The sequence below is a fragment of the Paenibacillus sp. FSL K6-2862 genome, assembly GCF_038005125.1.
In the GTDB taxonomy this organism is placed as follows: Bacteria; Bacillota; Bacilli; order Paenibacillales; family Paenibacillaceae; genus Paenibacillus; species Paenibacillus illinoisensis_A.
In genome coordinates, this window is the sequence record NZ_JBBOSN010000001.1 from 5,223,183 (window position 1) to 5,240,266 (window position 17,084).

The window sequence follows — 17,084 nt, forward strand, 5'->3', positions numbered from 1 at the left end:
CGAAGAAGTCTATTCTCTGAGGAAAGGAACCCCCGGCGTACTTCATTTCATCATCGATTTCATTTTTTTAAAACATGTGACTTCATTATATCGGTACGCCATGCGAGTGTCAATGTACCCCCAGGACACCTCACCCTTGGGCCCTTAATCCGTCCTTCGCTTGATGTAGTAGGCAAAAAAGTGCTGCACGATGACTTTCAGAACCGCAAAAACTGGCACCGCCAAAATAAGACCTACAATACCAGCCAGTTCTCCACCTACTAGCAGTGCAAAAATAATCGACAACGGATGTAGATGCAGGGTCCGCCCTACAACTTGCGGGGAGATGACGTTGCTCTCCAGTACCTGACATAACGTGTTTACGATGACCACTAGGAGGACCATTTTAACAGATACGGTTGAAGCCATGACTACAGCTGGCGCCGCACCAAGGAAAGGCCCTAGGTATGGCACAATATTAAATACGGCCACAATGCTTGCCAGCAGCAGCGCGTAAGGCATATCAATAATCACATAACCGATATAGGCGAAGATGCCAACAATCACACAGACGATGAACTGACCCCGAATATAATTACCGAGTGCCGTATCAATCTCCTTCATGACCGAAACGATGGCTTTGCGGCGAGATCGCGGCAGATATGCAACGACCGTGCGTTCGAACACCTCAAAGTCTTTTAACATATAGAAAATGAGAAACGGCACAATAAATACGTTAAACAGCACATTGATCGTGGCTCCGATATTGTCCATCAGCATCGTTATGCCTTGGGTAAGACGATCTTCCATCTGGAAGAACCAGCTGTTCATGCCTGTGCGTACACTTGGTGGCATCAATTTATGATCCATGCTGTTCATTAGGCTCTGCGCGCGCATCGACAATTCAGGCATATGCTCGTTCAGTTCTTCAAGCTGTTCAATCAGTACCGGAATGACATTCATGAGTATGACGCCGATACAAGTGAGAAAAAAAGCATAGATCAGCAAAACAGCGATGGAGCGTGGCACCTTCCGTCCGCCCAACATACTTACAATGGGATTAAGCACATAGGAAATAATGAGGGCCACGATAAACGGTGCCAGAACGGTTTTCAGGAATCCGTATATATGAAGCAGCAAGGGTCTTAACAGCCATATAAAATATAGAATAATCAAGCCGAGCAGCAGCCAGATGGCATAACGGAACAGCTTGTTTTTGGTTAATTGCTCCACTTGCATCTCTCCCCTTTGGACTGGCTCTGAGAGTCAGTATATGTAGGAAAGGGAATATTTATTAACCCGGCACAGATGTGGAAAAGAAGAAAACGAAAAAGCGCCCCCTTCACTAAGGAAGGAGACGCATGTTGAGACCTGCCCCAGCATACATTAATGCAGGCTGGACAGACTGCTATGTAACTGTCATCTATACACATCTGTCGTCGCTTTGCGACATGGTCCGTGACGTTCATTGTCACAAAACCGCATATAGAGGAAGTTTCACTCGCATTTTAAGAAGATGCGTGCAAGTGCGGGAAGTCCTGTGGCAGCTCTTCCCCGAAGAATAGATCGTCAAGCGAGCTGAGCGTTCCATCTTCTTCAACTTGATATACAGACATTTTCTCACCGTTTACGTTCAGTTCAATAAAGCAACCCCAGCAATAGAACTGGTGGGAACCAATTTTCCCGATATCTTTGGAACTACAATTTGGACATTTCATATACATTCACCTATCCATTAACAGAATGAATGGCATTTTCCAAGCGCTGTTCACTCAGTGGAGGTACCATAATGGCACTTTCCCCGATAGACATATCGCTTGTACATGGCAGCCATTTACGGCCCTCGATCAGATCGGACACAAAACCGTCCGTAATTTCAATCCCTATTATTGTATTTCCCAACTCTTGGTCAAAATAAACATCGGAGACTCGTCCAAGCAGCAAACCTTCCTCGGTCAGCACGGACATCTCTTTCAATTTAGACTGGCCAAGAAGATACGTGTGTTTTATGTCGTCGGCTCCCGTCTTGCGGACAGCCTGTTGATTGCGGATCATGACGGCATCTTCGCCGTAGGCAACAATGTCTTGCCACTGCACGATTTTGACATGATTGGTAAACAGGCCTTTGTTCTCAAGTTCAATGCCTTCAATTTTCCAATCGTCACTAACAATGAAATCCTGGATCTTACCGACCTGTTTTCCGTCCTCGACATCAAAAACGGCTAGTCCGATCATTTCCTGAAGCTTCATCGCAGGGTCCTCCTCATCTTCTTATCATTAAATAGGCGCGGCGCTATTGCTAGGTATGCCCAAAGTTGATGAGTGGCAATCAGACGCCGATCATCAAAACCGCTTCTATCTAACCGATGAAATGGAACTTCTTCCCTCCTTTTGTTCCATGTGCAAAAGAGCCCCTTAGGGTCTATTACGCAATCGTTCAAGAATGGTTCCAATTTTTTCGGCGGTTTTCATGATTTCTTCCGTAGTATTACCCAATCCCCAGCTAAAACGAATCGCTGAATGCAAAAATGCCTCCGGCAGCATCATTGCTTTGAGTACATGAGATACCTCGAGAGAGCCTGATGTACATGCAGAACCGCTCGCAACCGCGATGCCTTCCATATCCAGATTCATTAACATGGTTTCTGTAGATACCTCAGGAAAACTGATATTCAGAATGTTGGGCAGCGTATATTCGGGATGACCGTTCACATGAAAATGGGCTTTGCCCACATGGATTTCCAGCTGTTTTAACAGTAGCTTCCGTAATTCCAGATCATGCTGACGATGCGTCTCTGCTTGCGCTGTCGCAATGTTGAGAGCCTCTGCAAATCCGGCAATTCCTGCGATATTCTCCGTACCTGCTCGGCGCTGACGCTCTTGCAGCCCTCCATGGGATTTGGCTTCCAGTACGATGCCACGACGCACATAAAGTGCCCCTACACCTTGGGGCCCATTAATTTTATGCGCAGAGAAACTGATCAAGTCAACCGGTAGATCTTTACAAGAGATGTTTTGGGTGCCCAGAGCCTGCACTGCGTCGGTATGAAATAAAATCTGATGCTTCCGTGCCAGCTCCCCTATTTCGCGGATGGGCTGAATCGTTCCTACCTCGTTATTGGCAAACATCATCGTAATCAGTACCGTATCCGGCCGAATAGCCTCTTGAAGCTCATCCAAACTTATTCTTCCATGCTCATCTACAGGCAGATAGGTAACTTCATAACCTTGACGTTCAAGCTCCTGGCAGCTGTGAAGAACCGCATGATGTTCGATCACCGTTGTAATCACGTGTTTCCCCTGCTCTTTTCGTGCAGAAACGGCACCAAAGATTGCCAGATTATCACTTTCCGTGCCACCACTCGTAAATACGAGTTCATCCGGGAAACAGTCCAAGGAAGCCGCAATACTGTCCCTTGCTCCGCTAACCGTCCGCTTCGCATCCCGTCCAAAAGAATGTATGCTCGAAGCATTGCCATATTGGCCAGTCATGACTTTCATCATCGCTTCCGCTACCTGTGGATGCATGGGAGTGGATGCAGCGTGGTCCAAATAAATTCTGTTCATTGAATTCACCCCGTTATATGTTGAAATTCCATTTGATTTATTAGTATAAAATGTTGCTTTGCATGGCTAAAGCCCCCATAATGGGGGCTTTAGTGTATGGCTGAATGTTCCATAATCAACCTTGATTAGATGTAGAACATGTAGCTGTCTTTTTGTTCCTGATCTTGGAATGTAATCAGGTCTTTGAGCGTTGTAGAATCCAGCACCTCTGCAATGCTGTCACGAATGCGCAGCCACAGATCCCGTTTGGCTGGGTCATCTTCCTCGGTGAAGTCTACTGGGGAGATCGGCCCCTCCAGAACACGAATCACGTCACCTGCAGTTACTGTCGCAGGATCTCCTGCCAAAATATATCCACCATATGCTCCACGGATACTCTTGACGAGTCCGGCATTGCGTAACGGTGCGATTAGCTGCTCCAGATAATGTTCCGAGAGCTGGTTGCGCTCCGCGATGCTTTTAAGGGATGTAGGGCCTTCGCCAGTTCTGGCTGCCAGCTCCATCATGATAGTTAGCCCATAACGGCCTTTTGTCGATATTTTCAAAGGAGTCACCTCTTTCAATTTTCAGAAAAACAATTACACTATATACTTGGCGTGATGCAAGACCGTATTATTCATGATCCGCCACAGCGGGATATGAATAATACAGATCTCAAGCACGTAATCCTCCGTATTCCGATCATAACCCTCAGCTAATGTTAACATATCTGCAAGCTTTATGGAAAAGAAAGATTGACGATATTCCAAATTGTGCGCCTGGAGTGGACACTATCCAAAATTGGCCGGGTGTATCGTAACTTGAGTCCGGTTATGCTAGAATAGAAACGAAACACATTTATATATAGAAATGGTGATAACGATGTCCAAAACAATTGAGAATACTCGGGTCGTCGTTGGCATGTCCGGAGGTGTCGATTCTTCCGTTACCGCCTTGCTGCTGAAGGAGCAGGGATACGATGTCATCGGCATTTTTATGAAAAACTGGGATGACACGGACGAGTTCGGCCACTGTACCGCTGAAGAAGATTCAGAGGACGTTCGCCGGGTTTGTGAACAGATCGGCATTCCTTATTACACTGTCAACTTCGAGAAAGAGTACTTTGATAAAGTATTTACCTATTTCCTTGATGAATATAAGTCAGGTCGGACTCCAAATCCAGATGTCATGTGCAATCGCGAGATCAAGTTTGGCGAATTCCTGAACAAGGCGCTTGATTTGGGCGCAGACTACGTTGCCACAGGGCACTATGCTCGCCTTATCGAAGAAGACGGCACGTTCAAACTGCTGCGTGGCATGGATAGCAACAAGGACCAAACCTACTTCCTTAATGCACTAAGCCAGAACCAGCTGTCCAAAGCGATGTTCCCGATCGGCCATCTTCCTAAACCGGAAGTACGGAAGATTGCTGAAGCGGCAGGTCTGTACACGGCTAAGAAAAAAGACAGCACAGGCGTATGCTTTATTGGCGAGCGCAACTTCAAGGAATTCCTGAGCAACTACCTTCCTGCGAAAGGCGGAGACATGGTTGATATTGTAACGGGTGAAGTAAAAGGCCGTCATGACGGACTGATGTATTACACCCTCGGACAGCGCCAAGGTCTGGGTATTGGCGGTTCCGGCAATGGTGAACCATGGTTCGTGGCCGATAAGGATCTGGAGAAAAATCAGCTGCTTGTGGTTCAAGGCGATGCGCACGCGAGTCTGTACTCAACAGGTTTGACGGCAACTGGCGTTAACTGGATTGCTGGTGCTGACCAAGTGCCTAACGTACCTTTCCGCTGCACCGCCAAATTCCGTTATCGTCAGCCGGACCAAGGCGTCACTCTGACTTGGCAGGAAGACGGAAGCGTCGATGTACAGTTCGATCAACAACAAAAAGCGATTACCCCGGGACAAGCTGTTGTATTCTATGATGGTGATGTTTGTCTCGGCGGTGGCACGATTGATCAGGTTCAAAAAGTACCTGTACCAGCTTTGCAATAATCAGGAAAGCCTCCAATATGTATAGATGATGTGGAATACCCTGTATTCCCATCATAAAAGCCATCTTTCATGTATACCATGAAGGATGGCTTTTTTCCTGCTTTTTCCTGTAAAAACATTTAAAATTTTTAGTTATGCCGTGAACCAAACGCCAGCAAAGGAGGCAGCTACACCCAGTAAAACGGAACTTACTACATATAGAATAGCTGATGGATAACGTTTCATGGTGAGCAATTGAATCGTTTCATACCCGAAGGTCGAGAACGTTGTATAGGCTCCACAAAATCCGGTGCCCCAAACAACCCAAAGTCCATCCGAGATCATCTCCGATTGATGCCATCCATATAACAAGCCCAGCAGCAGAGAACCACTGATATTAATGATCCAGGTCCCCCATGGGATAGCTGTACCCAATTTTCCTGAGATCCATCGCCCCAGACTGTAACGAAGTATGGCCCCTAAAGTACCTGCAAGTCCAATCCAGATCATCATGCTGCACCATCCTGTGACGATTTACCCCGCATAAACTGTCCAAGCCGGATTCCCAACGTACAGAGCAGCAAACCCGCGAGCAAACTCGCCACGATATAAATTACGGCCTTCGTCCACATGCCGTTCTCGGATAGGCGGACAATATCCAGCGTAAACGTAGAAAACGTAGTAAATGCACCTGTAAATCCGGTACCTATCGCAAGACGAAGTTGTGGTGTTATTTTGTCCGGGACGGCGATGGTAAAGAACCAGCCTAAAAACAGGCTGCCAATCGCGTTAATCAGCAGCACTGCCCAAGGAAAGCCCACATTGGCAGTTGGTATCCCCAATTGAATGGCATATCGGGTCAGTGTACCCAGAAATCCGCCAGCGCCTATATACAGAAGCTCTTTCATGTTGTATGCATCCCCCGGGTCATCAATCTTACAGCTCTTTTCTCCGCTGTTGGTTCAGCCTGATTTTCGACTCATTGCCTTGCTCTGTTGCTTCATAGAATACTCTTCGCGAGAGCTGTTTGGGCAGATATTCCTGCTTCACATAGTGCCCAGGATAATTATGGGGGTATTGATAACCTTCATGTCCCAGCTTCACTGCTCCTGAGTAATGGGTATCCCTTAAATGGAGCGGTACCTCAGCCGACTTCACCTCATCGATGGCGCTCATCGCCTTCGAAATGGCTGTGTATACCGCATTCGACTTCGGACTCTCCACTGCGAATAAAATGGCCTGTGCAATATTCAGCTTCGCTTCGGGCCATCCGTTGTTACGGTAGGCATCCAGAGCACCTATAGCCTGGGTCATCGCTTGTGGATTCGCCAGACCGATATCTTCGCTGCTCGCGGCAATCAGACGCCTGATAAATGTCATCGGGTCCATGCCCAGCTTCTCTACGGCGTACAAAAACCAGAACAACGCAGCATCACTGGAACCGCGAATGCTCTTGTGAAAAGCAGACAGCACATCATATTGTGTGGACTCATCGGCCTTCACAATTGGACGGCGGATCGATTCCTCCGCAACAGCAAGCGTAATATGAATGGACCCATCCTTCTCAGGCGGCGTGGTCAACGCAGCCAGTTCCAGCGCATTTAGAGCACGCCGAATGTCTCCATTGGCCATGGTGGCAATATGATCCAGAGCTTCGTCATCTGCCTGTAGTTCCATGAATCCGAGCCCTTTATCGGAATCCGCCAACGCACGGCGCATCGCAATAAGCGAATGTGCCTTGTTCAGCGACTCGAGCTGAAAGAGGGTTGAACGGCTCATCAAGGCACCATTCACATAGTGAAATGGATTCTCTGTCGTCGCACCGATAAATATGATGGTGCCCTTCTCCACTGCTGGCAGCAATGCATCCTGACGGGAACTGTTGAAGCGGTGTACCTCATCCAAGAACAATATGGTTTTGGTTCCGTATAGCTGCTTGTTTGTGTGTGCCTGCTCGATAACTTCACGAACGTCCTTCACCGAGGCGTCTACTGCGTTCAGACGAACAAACTCTCCCTGTGTATGCTTGGAGATGATGTGGGCAAGCGTCGTCTTCCCGCAGCCGGGAGGACCGTATAACAAGATGGACGAGATCTGGTCCGCTTCAATCGCACGCCGCAGCAGCTTACCTGGTCCAATAATATGTTCTTGTCCAATATATTCATCAAGATGCTCTGGTCGCATGCGATCAGCAAGCAGTCTTGCCTGGGGCTTGGAGTCCTGTTGAAACGAAAATAAATCCACTGCTCATCACTTCCTTAACGGATTACCTATCCTAGATTGGATCTAAACATCTCAATATTCTCTACTCTCTATCATATCATAATCCCGCGGCAGCATAGCCATAAATGCACCGAGCGCACTACTGACAAACGCATCCTTGCGTGTAATAAAACGAGTCATCATCCGGCTCATGCCCGCGGGAAGCGAATGCTTGCGAAGTAAGCCGCTACTCATCTGCTGACGAATAACAATCTCCGGCAACAATGAGATGCCCATCCCCGATGATACGCCACTGATAATGGCTTCCAATGTGCCAAATTCCATGATTATAGGGCGATTTACCCCGCAGGATAGCAACCACTCCTCTAACGTCTGGCGGTAGGAACATCCCATGCTGTAAACAAGGATCGGTTTACGAGTAAGCTCATCTTCTGGCATTACACCAGATGAAACCACAAACAGTTCTTCATCGAATACATCCAGAGATGTGATCTCGGGATGATCGCAGGCACAACCAATAAATGCACCTTCCAATTCATACCCGATAACTTGGTCTATAAGCTCTTGCGAATTCCCAGTAGTCAGTGACAAGGACACGTCGGGATATCGCCTATAATATTCTGCAAAAAGTTCGGGCAATCGCACCGCTGCTGCAGTCTGCGTAGAGCCTATTCGCAATGGACCCGATGGCGCACTTGTCGCCTGAAGCGCTTTGGAAGCATCGTTCAGCAGACCAATGATTTTATCTGCATAACTCATTAGCATCTCTCCCGCTGGAGATAACGTCATTCCCCGGTTGTGACGAATGAACAGCTTAGTGCCCACCTCTGCTTCCAGATGTCTGATCCGGGCCGTGACGTTGGATTGCACATATCCCAGCTTCGAAGCAGCTTTCGTCAAGTTTCCTTCCTGTGCCACACATTGAAATATTCGAAGATCTCCGCTCTCCATCTTATCCCCCACTTCTGACATCATTCAAAATGATGGCCAGTTCACTAACAATCATTATACTCCATGCGCAAACAGGACTACAATTCATGTAGATTCCAAACCAGTTCACCTGCTGGATGATGATAAGGAGTGTTCAACATGACATACTGGAACAACAGAGTAGCCTTAATTACAGGCGGCGGAACAGGCATTGGACGTGCGGTAAGTCTGCTGCTGGCTCAAAAGGGAGCATTGGTCGCTGTCAACTACTCCCGGTCGTGGGAGGCGGCAGAAGAAACAGTTCAACAGATCGTGGATGAAGGAGGTCAGGCATTCACTGTTCAAGCCAACGTTGCTAGTGATATGGAAGTCCGGCAGATGGTGGCCACAGTTACCGAAACGTATGGCCCCATAACTGCCCTTGTGAACAATGCCGGAATCACCCGGCACATTCCTCTGCAGGATCTGGAATCCGTTACGGAGGATATTTGGAACGAACTGTATGATGTGAACGTGAAGGGCATGTTTTATTGCGCTCGTGCAGTGACAGAGGGAATGCAGCAAGCAGGCGGCGGCTCCGTTGTGAACCTGGGCAGTATTGCGGGCAGCACAGGTTCCGGCTCATCCCTCCCTTATGCAGTTTCCAAAGCGGCAGTTCACGGCCTGACCTTATCTCTTGCCCACGCACTCTCACCGCTGATTCGGGTGAATGCCATCGTCCCTGGCGCCGTTGCAACCCGTTGGTGGGCCGGAAACGAGGAACGAATGAATCGTCTCGGTGGCTCGCTGTTATTACAGAGAATTTCCTCGCCTGAGGATATTGCGCACATGATATGCGCTGCGCTTGAACAGCCATCCATGACCGGACAGCTGATTACCGTAGATGGCGGTCAGACGTTATGAGCCCCGGTACTCAAGCTGACAGCCCCGCGATGAAACCATTGAAATATACAATATGGATCTTGTTAACGACATTCATTATGGGTACTTCTTTTCCGGTTGGCAAAATCGGCATGTTGTATACTCCACCGTTCCTGCTCATGGGCATGCGTTACGTACTGGCAGGGGGCCTGATGGCCTGGTTTCTGCGGAAACGCCCTCTACCTGCAGGATGGCAAGCCTGGCTAAGAATCATTTTAATTGGTCTGTTCCAATCTGCCGGAGTGATGGGATGCGCCTATTACAGCATGAACTGGATTACATCCGGTGAATCTGCCATTCTTACCTTTACCAATCCGTTGCTGGTCATTATCATCAGTGCTTTATTGTATCGGTTAACGTATCGCTTCAGCCAGTGGATGGGGGTTATCCTCGGCCTTGCTGGCGTCCTGTTAACCTTTGGCTCGCATATGAGTTTTAGCCCCGGAACCTGGATTGGAATTGGTGGTGCGGTTTCCTTCGCAGTCTCCACATTACTTATTAAACGCTGGGGTGATCGTTACGACACCTTTGTGCTTACCGCGTACCAGATGCTCGCGGGAGGCGCAGTACTGCTTTTGCTTAGCACATGGACTGAACAGCCTTATTTTATTGTGAACCCCACCTCGGTTGCAGTGCTGTTCTGGTTGACCCTTGTATGCTCCATAATCCAGTTCTCACTCTGGTTCTATTTGCTGCAGCATAGTGACCCCGCCCAAACCAGTTCCTATCTGTTTCTGACACCGTTCTTTGGAGTATTGTCAAGCTGGATTTTGCTGCAGGAACAGGTCCAGTGGTTCGTTGGTGCTGGGGGCATACTCATTGGTGTTGGTATTTTTCTGGTCAATCGTCGTTCATCTGCACAGAATACGAAGGAACGCTCATCTGAAATCCGCAAGCATTCTTCTCCAGTGAGTTGAGATTGCCACACACCAGCAGAAAAAGGCATGCGCTCATGGGATTCCCCATAAACGACATGCCTTTTATATTCTTGATATTACATTGTTCTACCCATGTTTATTCGGTGTCACTATCCGGCCAACCCTGAATGGTTACCGATTCGCCTTCCGAATGGTGTGTTGCTGCCGCATAAGACGGTAGGTCACCATCATGGAACAGCCACAACTCGTGCAATGCCCTTGTACAGCCCACATACAGCAGCTTGGCATCGCCCGCATTAGACAAATAATGCTGCTCATCCGCGTCTGCCACAATAACCGCATCAAACTCTAGTCCCTTGGACAGATAGACAGGTAAAACGGAATGTCCGCCTGTATATTGCTTTTTGCCGCCATCAATCAGGTTCAGGTCCCAGCCCGCATCCAGAAGTTCACGATGAAGCTCAACCGCTTCATGCAGGGTACGCGTCAGAATGGATACTGTGCGGTAGTCTTTCACCGTTAACAGCTTCAAAGCCCGCTCAAGACTCTTCGTTCTTCCTTCACCCTCATAGGCTAATGTTCGAACCGGATCTCCGCTCCGGAAGACAGGAATCGCCGTAATCCCGCTTTGGACCCCACGTTCCAGTATCGTATTGGCATAATCAATAATTTCCATGGTGGAACGATAGCTCCGGGTCAAGGCAAAATATGCATTCTGCTCGTCGGGGAACAGGGTACTCATCTCTTCCCATGAATGAACCCCGCGATACTCATGAATACCTTGGGACAAGTCACCCAGTATGGTAAAGGAATGTCCTTTGACAAACAGATCGAGCAGAGCGACGTGAAATGGCGAGAAATCCTGCGCTTCATCAATCACGACATGATCGAATCGTTCCGCTCCTTCAATATCATGAATAAGTGTGTGAATATACACGAGCGCAGGCAGATCCTCTTCACGGATTACATCCTGCTTCAGATCTGCTGTCGTCTTCTTCATCACACCTTTGGGAATAAGACTGCTTAGTGAAGCAGGCACTGAGCCACCCTTAGCGGCCTTAAACAGCTGTTTATACAGCGTAAGCGGTTCATATTGGGGCCACTTTTTGGCGTATGCTTTTTCACGCGTCGCTGCTTTCTTTTTGCGTTCTTTGCGTACGCTCTCGGGACAAGGCTTCTTGAGCTCCATTTCGATCCAGCGGTGGATACGCGCCATCACCCGCTCCTTACGTTTAGCCAGTGGGTAGTGTTTGTATTCTTCGCTAAACCAGCTTTCGATCTCTGCCTTGCTAAGTATCGCACCGTCCCAGGGACTGAAGTCCAGATCGGGTACTGATTCCTCCTCCATGCCTGACAGCCATTCCTGAATGAGTTTCATGAAGCGTATCGAGCCCTTATAGCGACCAGGTACGTCATCATTCAATTCGGGGCGTGCTTCCGGCGTTTCAAACCAGGTATTCAGTGTCTCCGACGTATCTGCCAGAGGCATCTCCAATCCCAGCAGATTCATCGCCCAATCCGGGAATGTACGCTGCTGAATATCTCCAACGCCGAGTTCCGGGAGTACATCCGAAATGTAATCGAGGAACATGTGGTTGGGTGCGAAGATAACCATCTTCTCCGCAGATACCTGCTCTTTGTACTGATACAGCAAAAAGGCCAGCCGGTGCAGGGCAACGGTTGTTTTTCCCGAACCCGCCACACCCTGGATGATCAATGCCGTATTCCTTGCAGCACGAATGATCTGATCCTGTTCTGCCTGAATGGTGGATACGATGTCACGAAGCTTGTTATCCTTGTTCTCTCCCAGCCGATAGACGAGAAACTCATCCGATACGGCCGGCTGGTCGCTATCCCGGTTATATGTATCCGCAACGCGCTCCAATATCCGCTGCCGGATGACCACGTTGCGTTTCAGATAGACCAGGCCTTCAATCAAACCTTCGGGTGCATCGTAGGTTGCGGAGGCTTCCCCTCCCGTAAATGAGTAAAACAGGCTCGCGACCGGAGCACGCCAATCGATGACGAGCGGATGCTCTCCCACCTCTTCGCGGTCTACGCCGACTTTGCCAATGTACAGCGGCTTCCGTTCCCCGCTGCCCTGTTCTTCGAAATCCAAGCGTCCGAAATAGGGTTGCTGCGCGCTCTTGGACAAGGCGGTGCGGCGCTCTTCGCGTCCGGCTTCCAGCACTTGTTCGGTGAAATCGTGGCCAGTATATACCGGTGTATTCTTCAGCCGTTCCAGCTGACGATCCACTTCCTCCATCGTTCGCTCTAACCTGTACTCTTCTTCTTGATAGGCACTTTGAAAGCTGTCTGACATGTTTCAGTTACCTCCTAAGAATATGTTTTTTTGCATAGCCAATCTGACGACACAAAAGGATACCCACTATATCATATTGAATGGCAAAAAGCTACAGCTAACAGGACGAAAAGACAAATGAACCGCTGTTCCCGTCTCTTTAAGACGATGAGCAACGGTTCACATCGTTATCAATTAATACTCCTCAGGCTCTGACTTCCCATCTTGTGCAACAAACTGTTTCTGAGCCAGTTCACGATATACCGGATGTGTGCTGATTAGCTCTGCATGTGTACCCGTCCCGGTGACATGGCCCTGCTCCAGTACAACAATCTGATCCGAATCCACGACTGTGGACAAACGATGCGCAATTACAACGGTTGTCCGTCCCTCCATCAAATTCGAAAGGGCTTGCTGCACTTCATGTTCCGAAGTACTGTCCAGACTGGACGTTGCCTCATCAAGCATGAGGATATCCGGACTGCGCAGCAGTGCCCTGGCTATGGCAATGCGCTGACGCTGACCGCCCGAAAGCTTGATTCCGCGTTCCCCCACCTCTGTCTCGTAACCCTGGGGCAAGTTATCAATAAATGCGGACGAATATGCCATGTCTGCGGCATGCCGGATCTCGTCCATACTTGCTTCTCGTCCAAGCCCATAGGTAATGTTGTCCTTGATGGTACCTGCCATTAGCGGACTCTCCTGTGAAACATAACCGATCTTGCTGCGCCAGGAGGCGAGCGAATAATCCCTTATATCTTGTCCTCCGTAAGTTATGTTACCCGAACCGGGAAGGTAAAACTGCTCTAGCAGTGAGAATAAGGTTGATTTGCCGCTGCCGCTGGGACCGACGATCGCCGTCACTTTACGCGCTGGAACGGTTAGATGGATACCGTGCAGCACTTCTTCTCCTGTGACATAGGCGAAATGCAGGTTGTTGAATGCAATGGTCTCGTTGCCTTTTGGAGCTAACTTCACACGGTGTTGTGGTTCTTCTTCATGTGCAAGAATAGCCTGAATGCGTTCGGTTGCACCTACCACTTTTTGCAAACGCGAATACAGTGTCGTGAACTGCCCCATCGGCATAATAACCTGAAACAGCAGCAGGATGAAGGCCACCAGTTCCCCGGGTGATAACATCCCGGATGCTACCCGCATACCGCCAACCCCTAGAATAACAACCAATACAGCGGTCATGACAAAGGTAAAGAGCGGTCCGATCAACGCCAGAATTCTTGCCTCCTGCAAACCAAAAGCGAACATTTTGCCAATTCGGGAATGTCCCGCTTCCGCCTCCTGTTTTTCGGTGCCATATGCTTTTACCAATCGAATCTCACCAATAACCTGGCTCAGCACGGAAGTGAGGCCAGCCATCTCATCCTGCTGCTTTTTGGAAATTTTGTACATTTTACGTCCAACGGGCAGCAGAATCAGCAGCGTTAACGGTACCAAGCTCAGAATGATGAGTGACATGACCCAATCCAGATAGAATAGCAGAGCCACCCCGCCCACCACCGCAACGATATTGGATACAAAGGAGACCAAATAATCGGCAATCAGCGTCATGATCTGGCTTGTATCATTAGTGATGCGGCTCATCGTATCTCCTGTACGATTACGATCAAAATACGGCATTGGCAGGGATAACACTTTGTTCCACAGCTTCGTTCGCAGCGTTGCAACCACGCGTTGTCCTGCATAATTCAACATATAGATGCTGATGCCTGAAGCAATCGCCTGAATGACAAAAGCGCCAAGCAGCAGAAAAATGACGGATTTATTAAGTGCAGACATCGTTAGTCCATCGATCAGCCCTTTGGTCATCAGTGGGACAATTAACCCGGCCGTAGTCTGAATGAGGGTCAGAATCAATGCGACGATCAAAATGAGTTTGGGAGGTTCTGTGGAAGCAATCAGCTTCACGAAATCTTTAAATCCTTTTTTCCCAAGCTTCGGTTCAACCCGGTCCGTCTGTTTCGTCTGTTCCGTCTGTTCCTTCTCTTCCATTCCCCGTTCCTCCATTCTCCACCTGTTCACTAGCCATCACACGAATGATTTATCCGTACGTCCCAACTGATTACAATACCCCATGCAGTACAAAGTTGGCCAAAAACAAAATGGCAATGCCATACATGACCACGGGCACCTGTTTCCCCTGACCTGCGGCCAGCTTCGCCAGTGGATAAGCAATGAAACCAAACGCCATGCCGTCCACAATGCTATACGTAAAGGGAATCATCACCATAATAAGAAATGCCGGGAATGCCTCTGTAAAGTCACCAAAATCCATATCCTTCACACCTTGCACCATTAAACCGCCAATGATGATCAAAATGGGGGCAATTGCACTGTCCGGAATATACCCGAGCAGCGGAATGAAGAAAAAAGTCGCCCCGAACAGCACGGCTGTAACAAGTGGTGTCAAGCCCGTGCGTCCGCCTGCTGCAATCCCGGCAGTGGTCTCTGCCGCAGCTACAGGAGGACTGCTCCCGAATATACCTGCCAATACCGTACTGATCGACAGAGCGCGCAGGCTGCCTTTGAAACGTTGCGGGCGACCAATCATTTGCGTCTGAGCAGTAATCAATCCGATATTTTCGAATACCACAATCAGCAGCAGCAAAAAGACAGCAATCCAGAACGCAACATCAGCCAGCTTCATCAGGGACAATTCGCCAAACAACCCGCCGTATTGACGCAGCGCTTCCATCGCGGACACCGGTTCACCCGGGTTCACTGCACCTAGCACATAGGCAAGTCCAGTCCCGATCAGAATACTGATGAGAAGTCCGCCCTGAATATTACGTATGAATAGAATCACGGCAAGTACTAGTGTTACGCAGGCCGTAATAACATTAGGATCATTGAAGTGCCCGATCGCTACAAACGTGGTCTGATGAGCAATAACAATTCCGCTTTTTTGCAAACCAATAAAGGTCAAAAACAGGCCAATTCCCACCGTTATCCCATGCTGCAGGTTCTTCGGTATGGCTTCACTGATCAATTTATATAGTGATGTAAATGCAACGATTGCAAAAAGTATACCTGTAACGGCCACCACGGCCAGTGCTTCCTGCCAGCTCAGCTTCATGGAATGTACGAGTGTGTACGTGAAAAATGCATTGATCCCCATTCCGGGTACAACCACAATAGGTGACTTACCTCCGAATGCCATCAGCAAGCAACCTGCAATAGACGTCAGCAGTGTGCCTACCATCGCTGCCTGTAAAGGCATGCCGGCATCTGCCAGAATTGTAGCATTGACCATCACGATATAAACGACAGCAAAATAGGAGATGGCTCCCGCCACAATCTCTTTTTTCCACTGGTCCCCCGGCTCCACACCGAGACGTCTGGTCATCCAACCTTGTTTCATCCGTTCTGTTCCCCTCTCTCTATGTACACTGCCATTTCTCTATATATTTATCATCATTTCGCGCAGCACCACATATCATACACGGTTTTGAGATTGAAGTACATCACGTGATGACCATAAAAAAAGCGCAGGCGCCTTGTAGGCACCTACGCTTTTCGCTCAACAGGTTACTATTGTTTCTTTGCTGCATTTTCAATCAATTCCTTGACTGCCACACTGACCATGATCAGTCCGGCTACCGGAGGAACAAACGCGTTGCTCGCTGGTGGCTGTTTCGCCTTGCGAATTTCCGGTGCGTTCTCAGGAACGATCTTTTGAGTAACATCTTCACGCGGCTTTAATGGCTCCTCGGTAGAAAAGACCACTTTGACCCCTTTTTTGATGCCTTCTTTGCGCAGTTTTGTGCGAACCACACGGGCAATCGGGTCCATGGACGTTTTGGAAATATCCGCAACCTGGAATTTCGTAGGGTCCATTTTGTTCGCCGCACCCATGCTGGAGATCACCGGAATCTTACGTTTGAGGCATTCCTTGATGAGATGGATTTTGTAGATGATCGTGTCGGATGCATCCAGGACATAATCCAGTTCATATTTAAACAGTTCCTCATACGTTTCTTCCGTGTAAAACATGTTCAAGGCGATGGCATCAATCTCAGGGTTAATGAGCTTGACCCGGTCCACCATCAGATCGGCTTTTTTCTGACCAACGGTCGTGGTCAACGCGTGAATCTGGCGGTTAACGTTGGTGATGTCCACCACATCCTTATCGATCAGGATGATGCGTCCAACCCCGCTGCGAGCAAGGGCTTCAACGGCTATACCGCCCACGCCGCCAATACCAAGCACGGCAACTGTACTATTTTTCAAAGCATCCAGACCTTCAGGTCCGATTGCCAGCTCTGTTCTTGAAAATTGATGGAGCATTGAGAATCGATGCCTCC

Annotated in this window: 17 protein-coding genes; 3 read left to right on the top strand and 14 right to left on the bottom strand. The window is 48.7% G+C overall.

Features of this window, described 5'->3' with window-relative positions; all coding sequences use genetic code 11:
- Window positions 1–144 precede the first annotated feature (144 nt).
- The 6 genes from MHB82_RS23560 to MHB82_RS23585 form a co-directional block, all read right to left on the bottom strand.
- The gene (locus MHB82_RS23560; protein ID WP_095289520.1) at window positions 145–1,212 is read right to left on the bottom strand and encodes an AI-2E family transporter; all 1,068 of its coding nucleotides are present in this window, start codon (window positions 1,210–1,212) and stop codon (window positions 145–147) included.
- Window positions 1,213–1,487: 275 nt separating this feature from the next.
- A complete protein-coding gene (locus MHB82_RS23565; protein ID WP_095289519.1) occupies window positions 1,488–1,697 on the bottom strand; it encodes a hypothetical protein in 210 nt (69 codons plus the stop codon).
- A 10-nt stretch (window positions 1,698–1,707) separates the two neighbouring features.
- Window positions 1,708–2,229, bottom strand: coding sequence for a PRC-barrel domain-containing protein (locus MHB82_RS23570; RefSeq protein ID WP_095289518.1), 522 nt, complete (start codon window positions 2,227–2,229; stop codon window positions 1,708–1,710).
- A gap of 165 nt (window positions 2,230–2,394) precedes the next feature.
- Window positions 2,395–3,546, bottom strand: a complete 1,152-nt coding sequence (locus MHB82_RS23575) for a cysteine desulfurase family protein (RefSeq protein ID WP_095359786.1) — start codon at window positions 3,544–3,546, stop codon at window positions 2,395–2,397.
- Window positions 3,547–3,671: 125 nt separating this feature from the next.
- Window positions 3,672–4,091: a cysteine metabolism transcriptional regulator CymR gene (gene cymR, locus MHB82_RS23580; RefSeq protein ID WP_076287765.1), complete on the bottom strand. Its 420-nt coding sequence runs from the start codon at window positions 4,089–4,091 to the stop codon at window positions 3,672–3,674.
- Window positions 4,092–4,124: 33 nt separating this feature from the next.
- Window positions 4,125–4,253 (bottom strand): hypothetical protein, encoded by a 129-nt coding sequence (locus tag MHB82_RS23585; protein ID WP_341176004.1) that lies wholly within the window; start codon window positions 4,251–4,253, stop codon window positions 4,125–4,127.
- A gap of 154 nt (window positions 4,254–4,407) precedes the next feature.
- Between MHB82_RS23585 and mnmA the strand changes: the two genes are divergently transcribed.
- On the top strand, window positions 4,408–5,532 hold the full coding sequence (gene mnmA, locus MHB82_RS23590; RefSeq protein WP_341176005.1) for a tRNA 2-thiouridine(34) synthase MnmA: 1,125 nt from the start codon (window positions 4,408–4,410) through the stop codon (window positions 5,530–5,532).
- Window positions 5,533–5,664: 132 nt separating this feature from the next.
- On the opposite strand, the gene crcB (MHB82_RS23595) is transcribed toward mnmA, so the two are convergent.
- The 4 genes from crcB (MHB82_RS23595) to MHB82_RS23610 are packed head-to-tail and all read right to left on the bottom strand — an operon-like array spanning window position 5,665 to window position 8,685.
- Window positions 5,665–6,024 (bottom strand): fluoride efflux transporter CrcB, encoded by a 360-nt coding sequence (crcB, locus tag MHB82_RS23595; RefSeq protein ID WP_127538635.1) that lies wholly within the window; start codon window positions 6,022–6,024, stop codon window positions 5,665–5,667.
- On the bottom strand, window positions 6,021–6,419 hold the full coding sequence (gene crcB, locus MHB82_RS23600) for a fluoride efflux transporter CrcB (protein WP_341176006.1): 399 nt from the start codon (window positions 6,417–6,419) through the stop codon (window positions 6,021–6,023). The genes crcB (MHB82_RS23595) and crcB (MHB82_RS23600) overlap by 4 nt, the downstream gene beginning before the upstream one ends.
- A 28-nt stretch (window positions 6,420–6,447) precedes the next feature.
- Window positions 6,448–7,755 carry a replication-associated recombination protein A gene (locus tag MHB82_RS23605; protein ID WP_341176007.1) on the bottom strand — a complete coding sequence of 436 codons (1,308 nt, stop codon included), beginning with the start codon at window positions 7,753–7,755 and terminating at the stop codon, window positions 6,448–6,450.
- Between the two features lie 51 nt (window positions 7,756–7,806).
- Window positions 7,807–8,685 carry a LysR family transcriptional regulator gene (locus MHB82_RS23610; protein ID WP_341176688.1) on the bottom strand — a complete coding sequence of 293 codons (879 nt, stop codon included), beginning with the start codon at window positions 8,683–8,685 and terminating at the stop codon, window positions 7,807–7,809.
- Between the two features lie 138 nt (window positions 8,686–8,823).
- Between MHB82_RS23610 and MHB82_RS23615 the strand changes: the two genes are divergently transcribed.
- Window positions 8,824–9,567, top strand: coding sequence for an SDR family NAD(P)-dependent oxidoreductase (locus MHB82_RS23615; protein WP_341176008.1), 744 nt, complete (start codon window positions 8,824–8,826; stop codon window positions 9,565–9,567).
- Window positions 9,564–10,502 (top strand): DMT family transporter, encoded by a 939-nt coding sequence (locus MHB82_RS23620; protein ID WP_341176009.1) that lies wholly within the window; start codon window positions 9,564–9,566, stop codon window positions 10,500–10,502. The genes MHB82_RS23615 and MHB82_RS23620 overlap by 4 nt, the downstream gene beginning before the upstream one ends.
- A gap of 97 nt (window positions 10,503–10,599) precedes the next feature.
- On the opposite strand, the gene MHB82_RS23625 is transcribed toward MHB82_RS23620, so the two are convergent.
- The 4 genes from MHB82_RS23625 to MHB82_RS23640 all read right to left on the bottom strand — a co-directional run bounded on the left by MHB82_RS23625 (window position 10,600) and on the right by MHB82_RS23640 (window position 17,067).
- Complete coding sequence (locus tag MHB82_RS23625) at window positions 10,600–12,786, bottom strand: HelD family protein (RefSeq protein WP_341176010.1); 2,187 nt, start codon at window positions 12,784–12,786, stop codon at window positions 10,600–10,602.
- A 174-nt stretch (window positions 12,787–12,960) separates the two neighbouring features.
- A complete protein-coding gene (locus MHB82_RS23630; RefSeq protein ID WP_341176011.1) occupies window positions 12,961–14,772 on the bottom strand; it encodes an ABC transporter ATP-binding protein in 1,812 nt (603 codons plus the stop codon).
- A gap of 70 nt (window positions 14,773–14,842) precedes the next feature.
- Window positions 14,843–16,141, bottom strand: a complete 1,299-nt coding sequence (locus MHB82_RS23635; RefSeq protein WP_095359794.1) for an NCS2 family permease — start codon at window positions 16,139–16,141, stop codon at window positions 14,843–14,845.
- Between the two features lie 170 nt (window positions 16,142–16,311).
- Entirely contained in the window at window positions 16,312–17,067 is a 756-nt protein-coding gene (locus MHB82_RS23640; RefSeq protein WP_095359795.1) for a tRNA threonylcarbamoyladenosine dehydratase, read from the bottom strand.
- Window positions 17,068–17,084 lie beyond the last annotated feature (17 nt).

Excerpts from the sequence above, each read along its gene's own strand:
- mnmA (WP_341176005.1), top strand. The coding sequence starts at position 4,408 with ATGTCCAAAACAATTGAGAATACTCGGGTCGTCGTTGGCATGTCCGGA.
- MHB82_RS23610 (WP_341176688.1), bottom strand. The coding sequence starts at position 8,685 with ATGGAGAGCGGAGATCTTCGAATATTTCAATGTGTGGCACAGGAAGGA.
- MHB82_RS23565 (WP_095289519.1), bottom strand. The coding sequence starts at position 1,697 with ATGAAATGTCCAAATTGTAGTTCCAAAGATATCGGGAAAATTGGTTCC.
- MHB82_RS23620 (WP_341176009.1), top strand. The coding sequence starts at position 9,564 with ATGAGCCCCGGTACTCAAGCTGACAGCCCCGCGATGAAACCATTGAAA.
- MHB82_RS23635 (WP_095359794.1), bottom strand. The coding sequence starts at position 16,141 with ATGAAACAAGGTTGGATGACCAGACGTCTCGGTGTGGAGCCGGGGGAC.
- crcB (WP_341176006.1), bottom strand. The coding sequence starts at position 6,419 with ATGAAAGAGCTTCTGTATATAGGCGCTGGCGGATTTCTGGGTACACTG.
- MHB82_RS23615 (WP_341176008.1), top strand. The coding sequence starts at position 8,824 with ATGACATACTGGAACAACAGAGTAGCCTTAATTACAGGCGGCGGAACA.
- MHB82_RS23640 (WP_095359795.1), bottom strand. The coding sequence starts at position 17,067 with ATGCTCCATCAATTTTCAAGAACAGAGCTGGCAATCGGACCTGAAGGT.
- MHB82_RS23630 (WP_341176011.1), bottom strand. The coding sequence starts at position 14,772 with ATGGAAGAGAAGGAACAGACGGAACAGACGAAACAGACGGACCGGGTT.
- MHB82_RS23570 (WP_095289518.1), bottom strand. The coding sequence starts at position 2,229 with ATGAAGCTTCAGGAAATGATCGGACTAGCCGTTTTTGATGTCGAGGAC.
- crcB (WP_127538635.1), bottom strand. The coding sequence starts at position 6,024 with ATGATGATCTGGATTGGACTTGCAGGTACTTTAGGGGCCATACTTCGT.
- MHB82_RS23625 (WP_341176010.1), bottom strand. The coding sequence starts at position 12,786 with ATGTCAGACAGCTTTCAAAGTGCCTATCAAGAAGAAGAGTACAGGTTA.
- MHB82_RS23575 (WP_095359786.1), bottom strand. The coding sequence starts at position 3,546 with ATGAACAGAATTTATTTGGACCACGCTGCATCCACTCCCATGCATCCA.
- MHB82_RS23585 (WP_341176004.1), bottom strand. The coding sequence starts at position 4,253 with ATGTTAACATTAGCTGAGGGTTATGATCGGAATACGGAGGATTACGTG.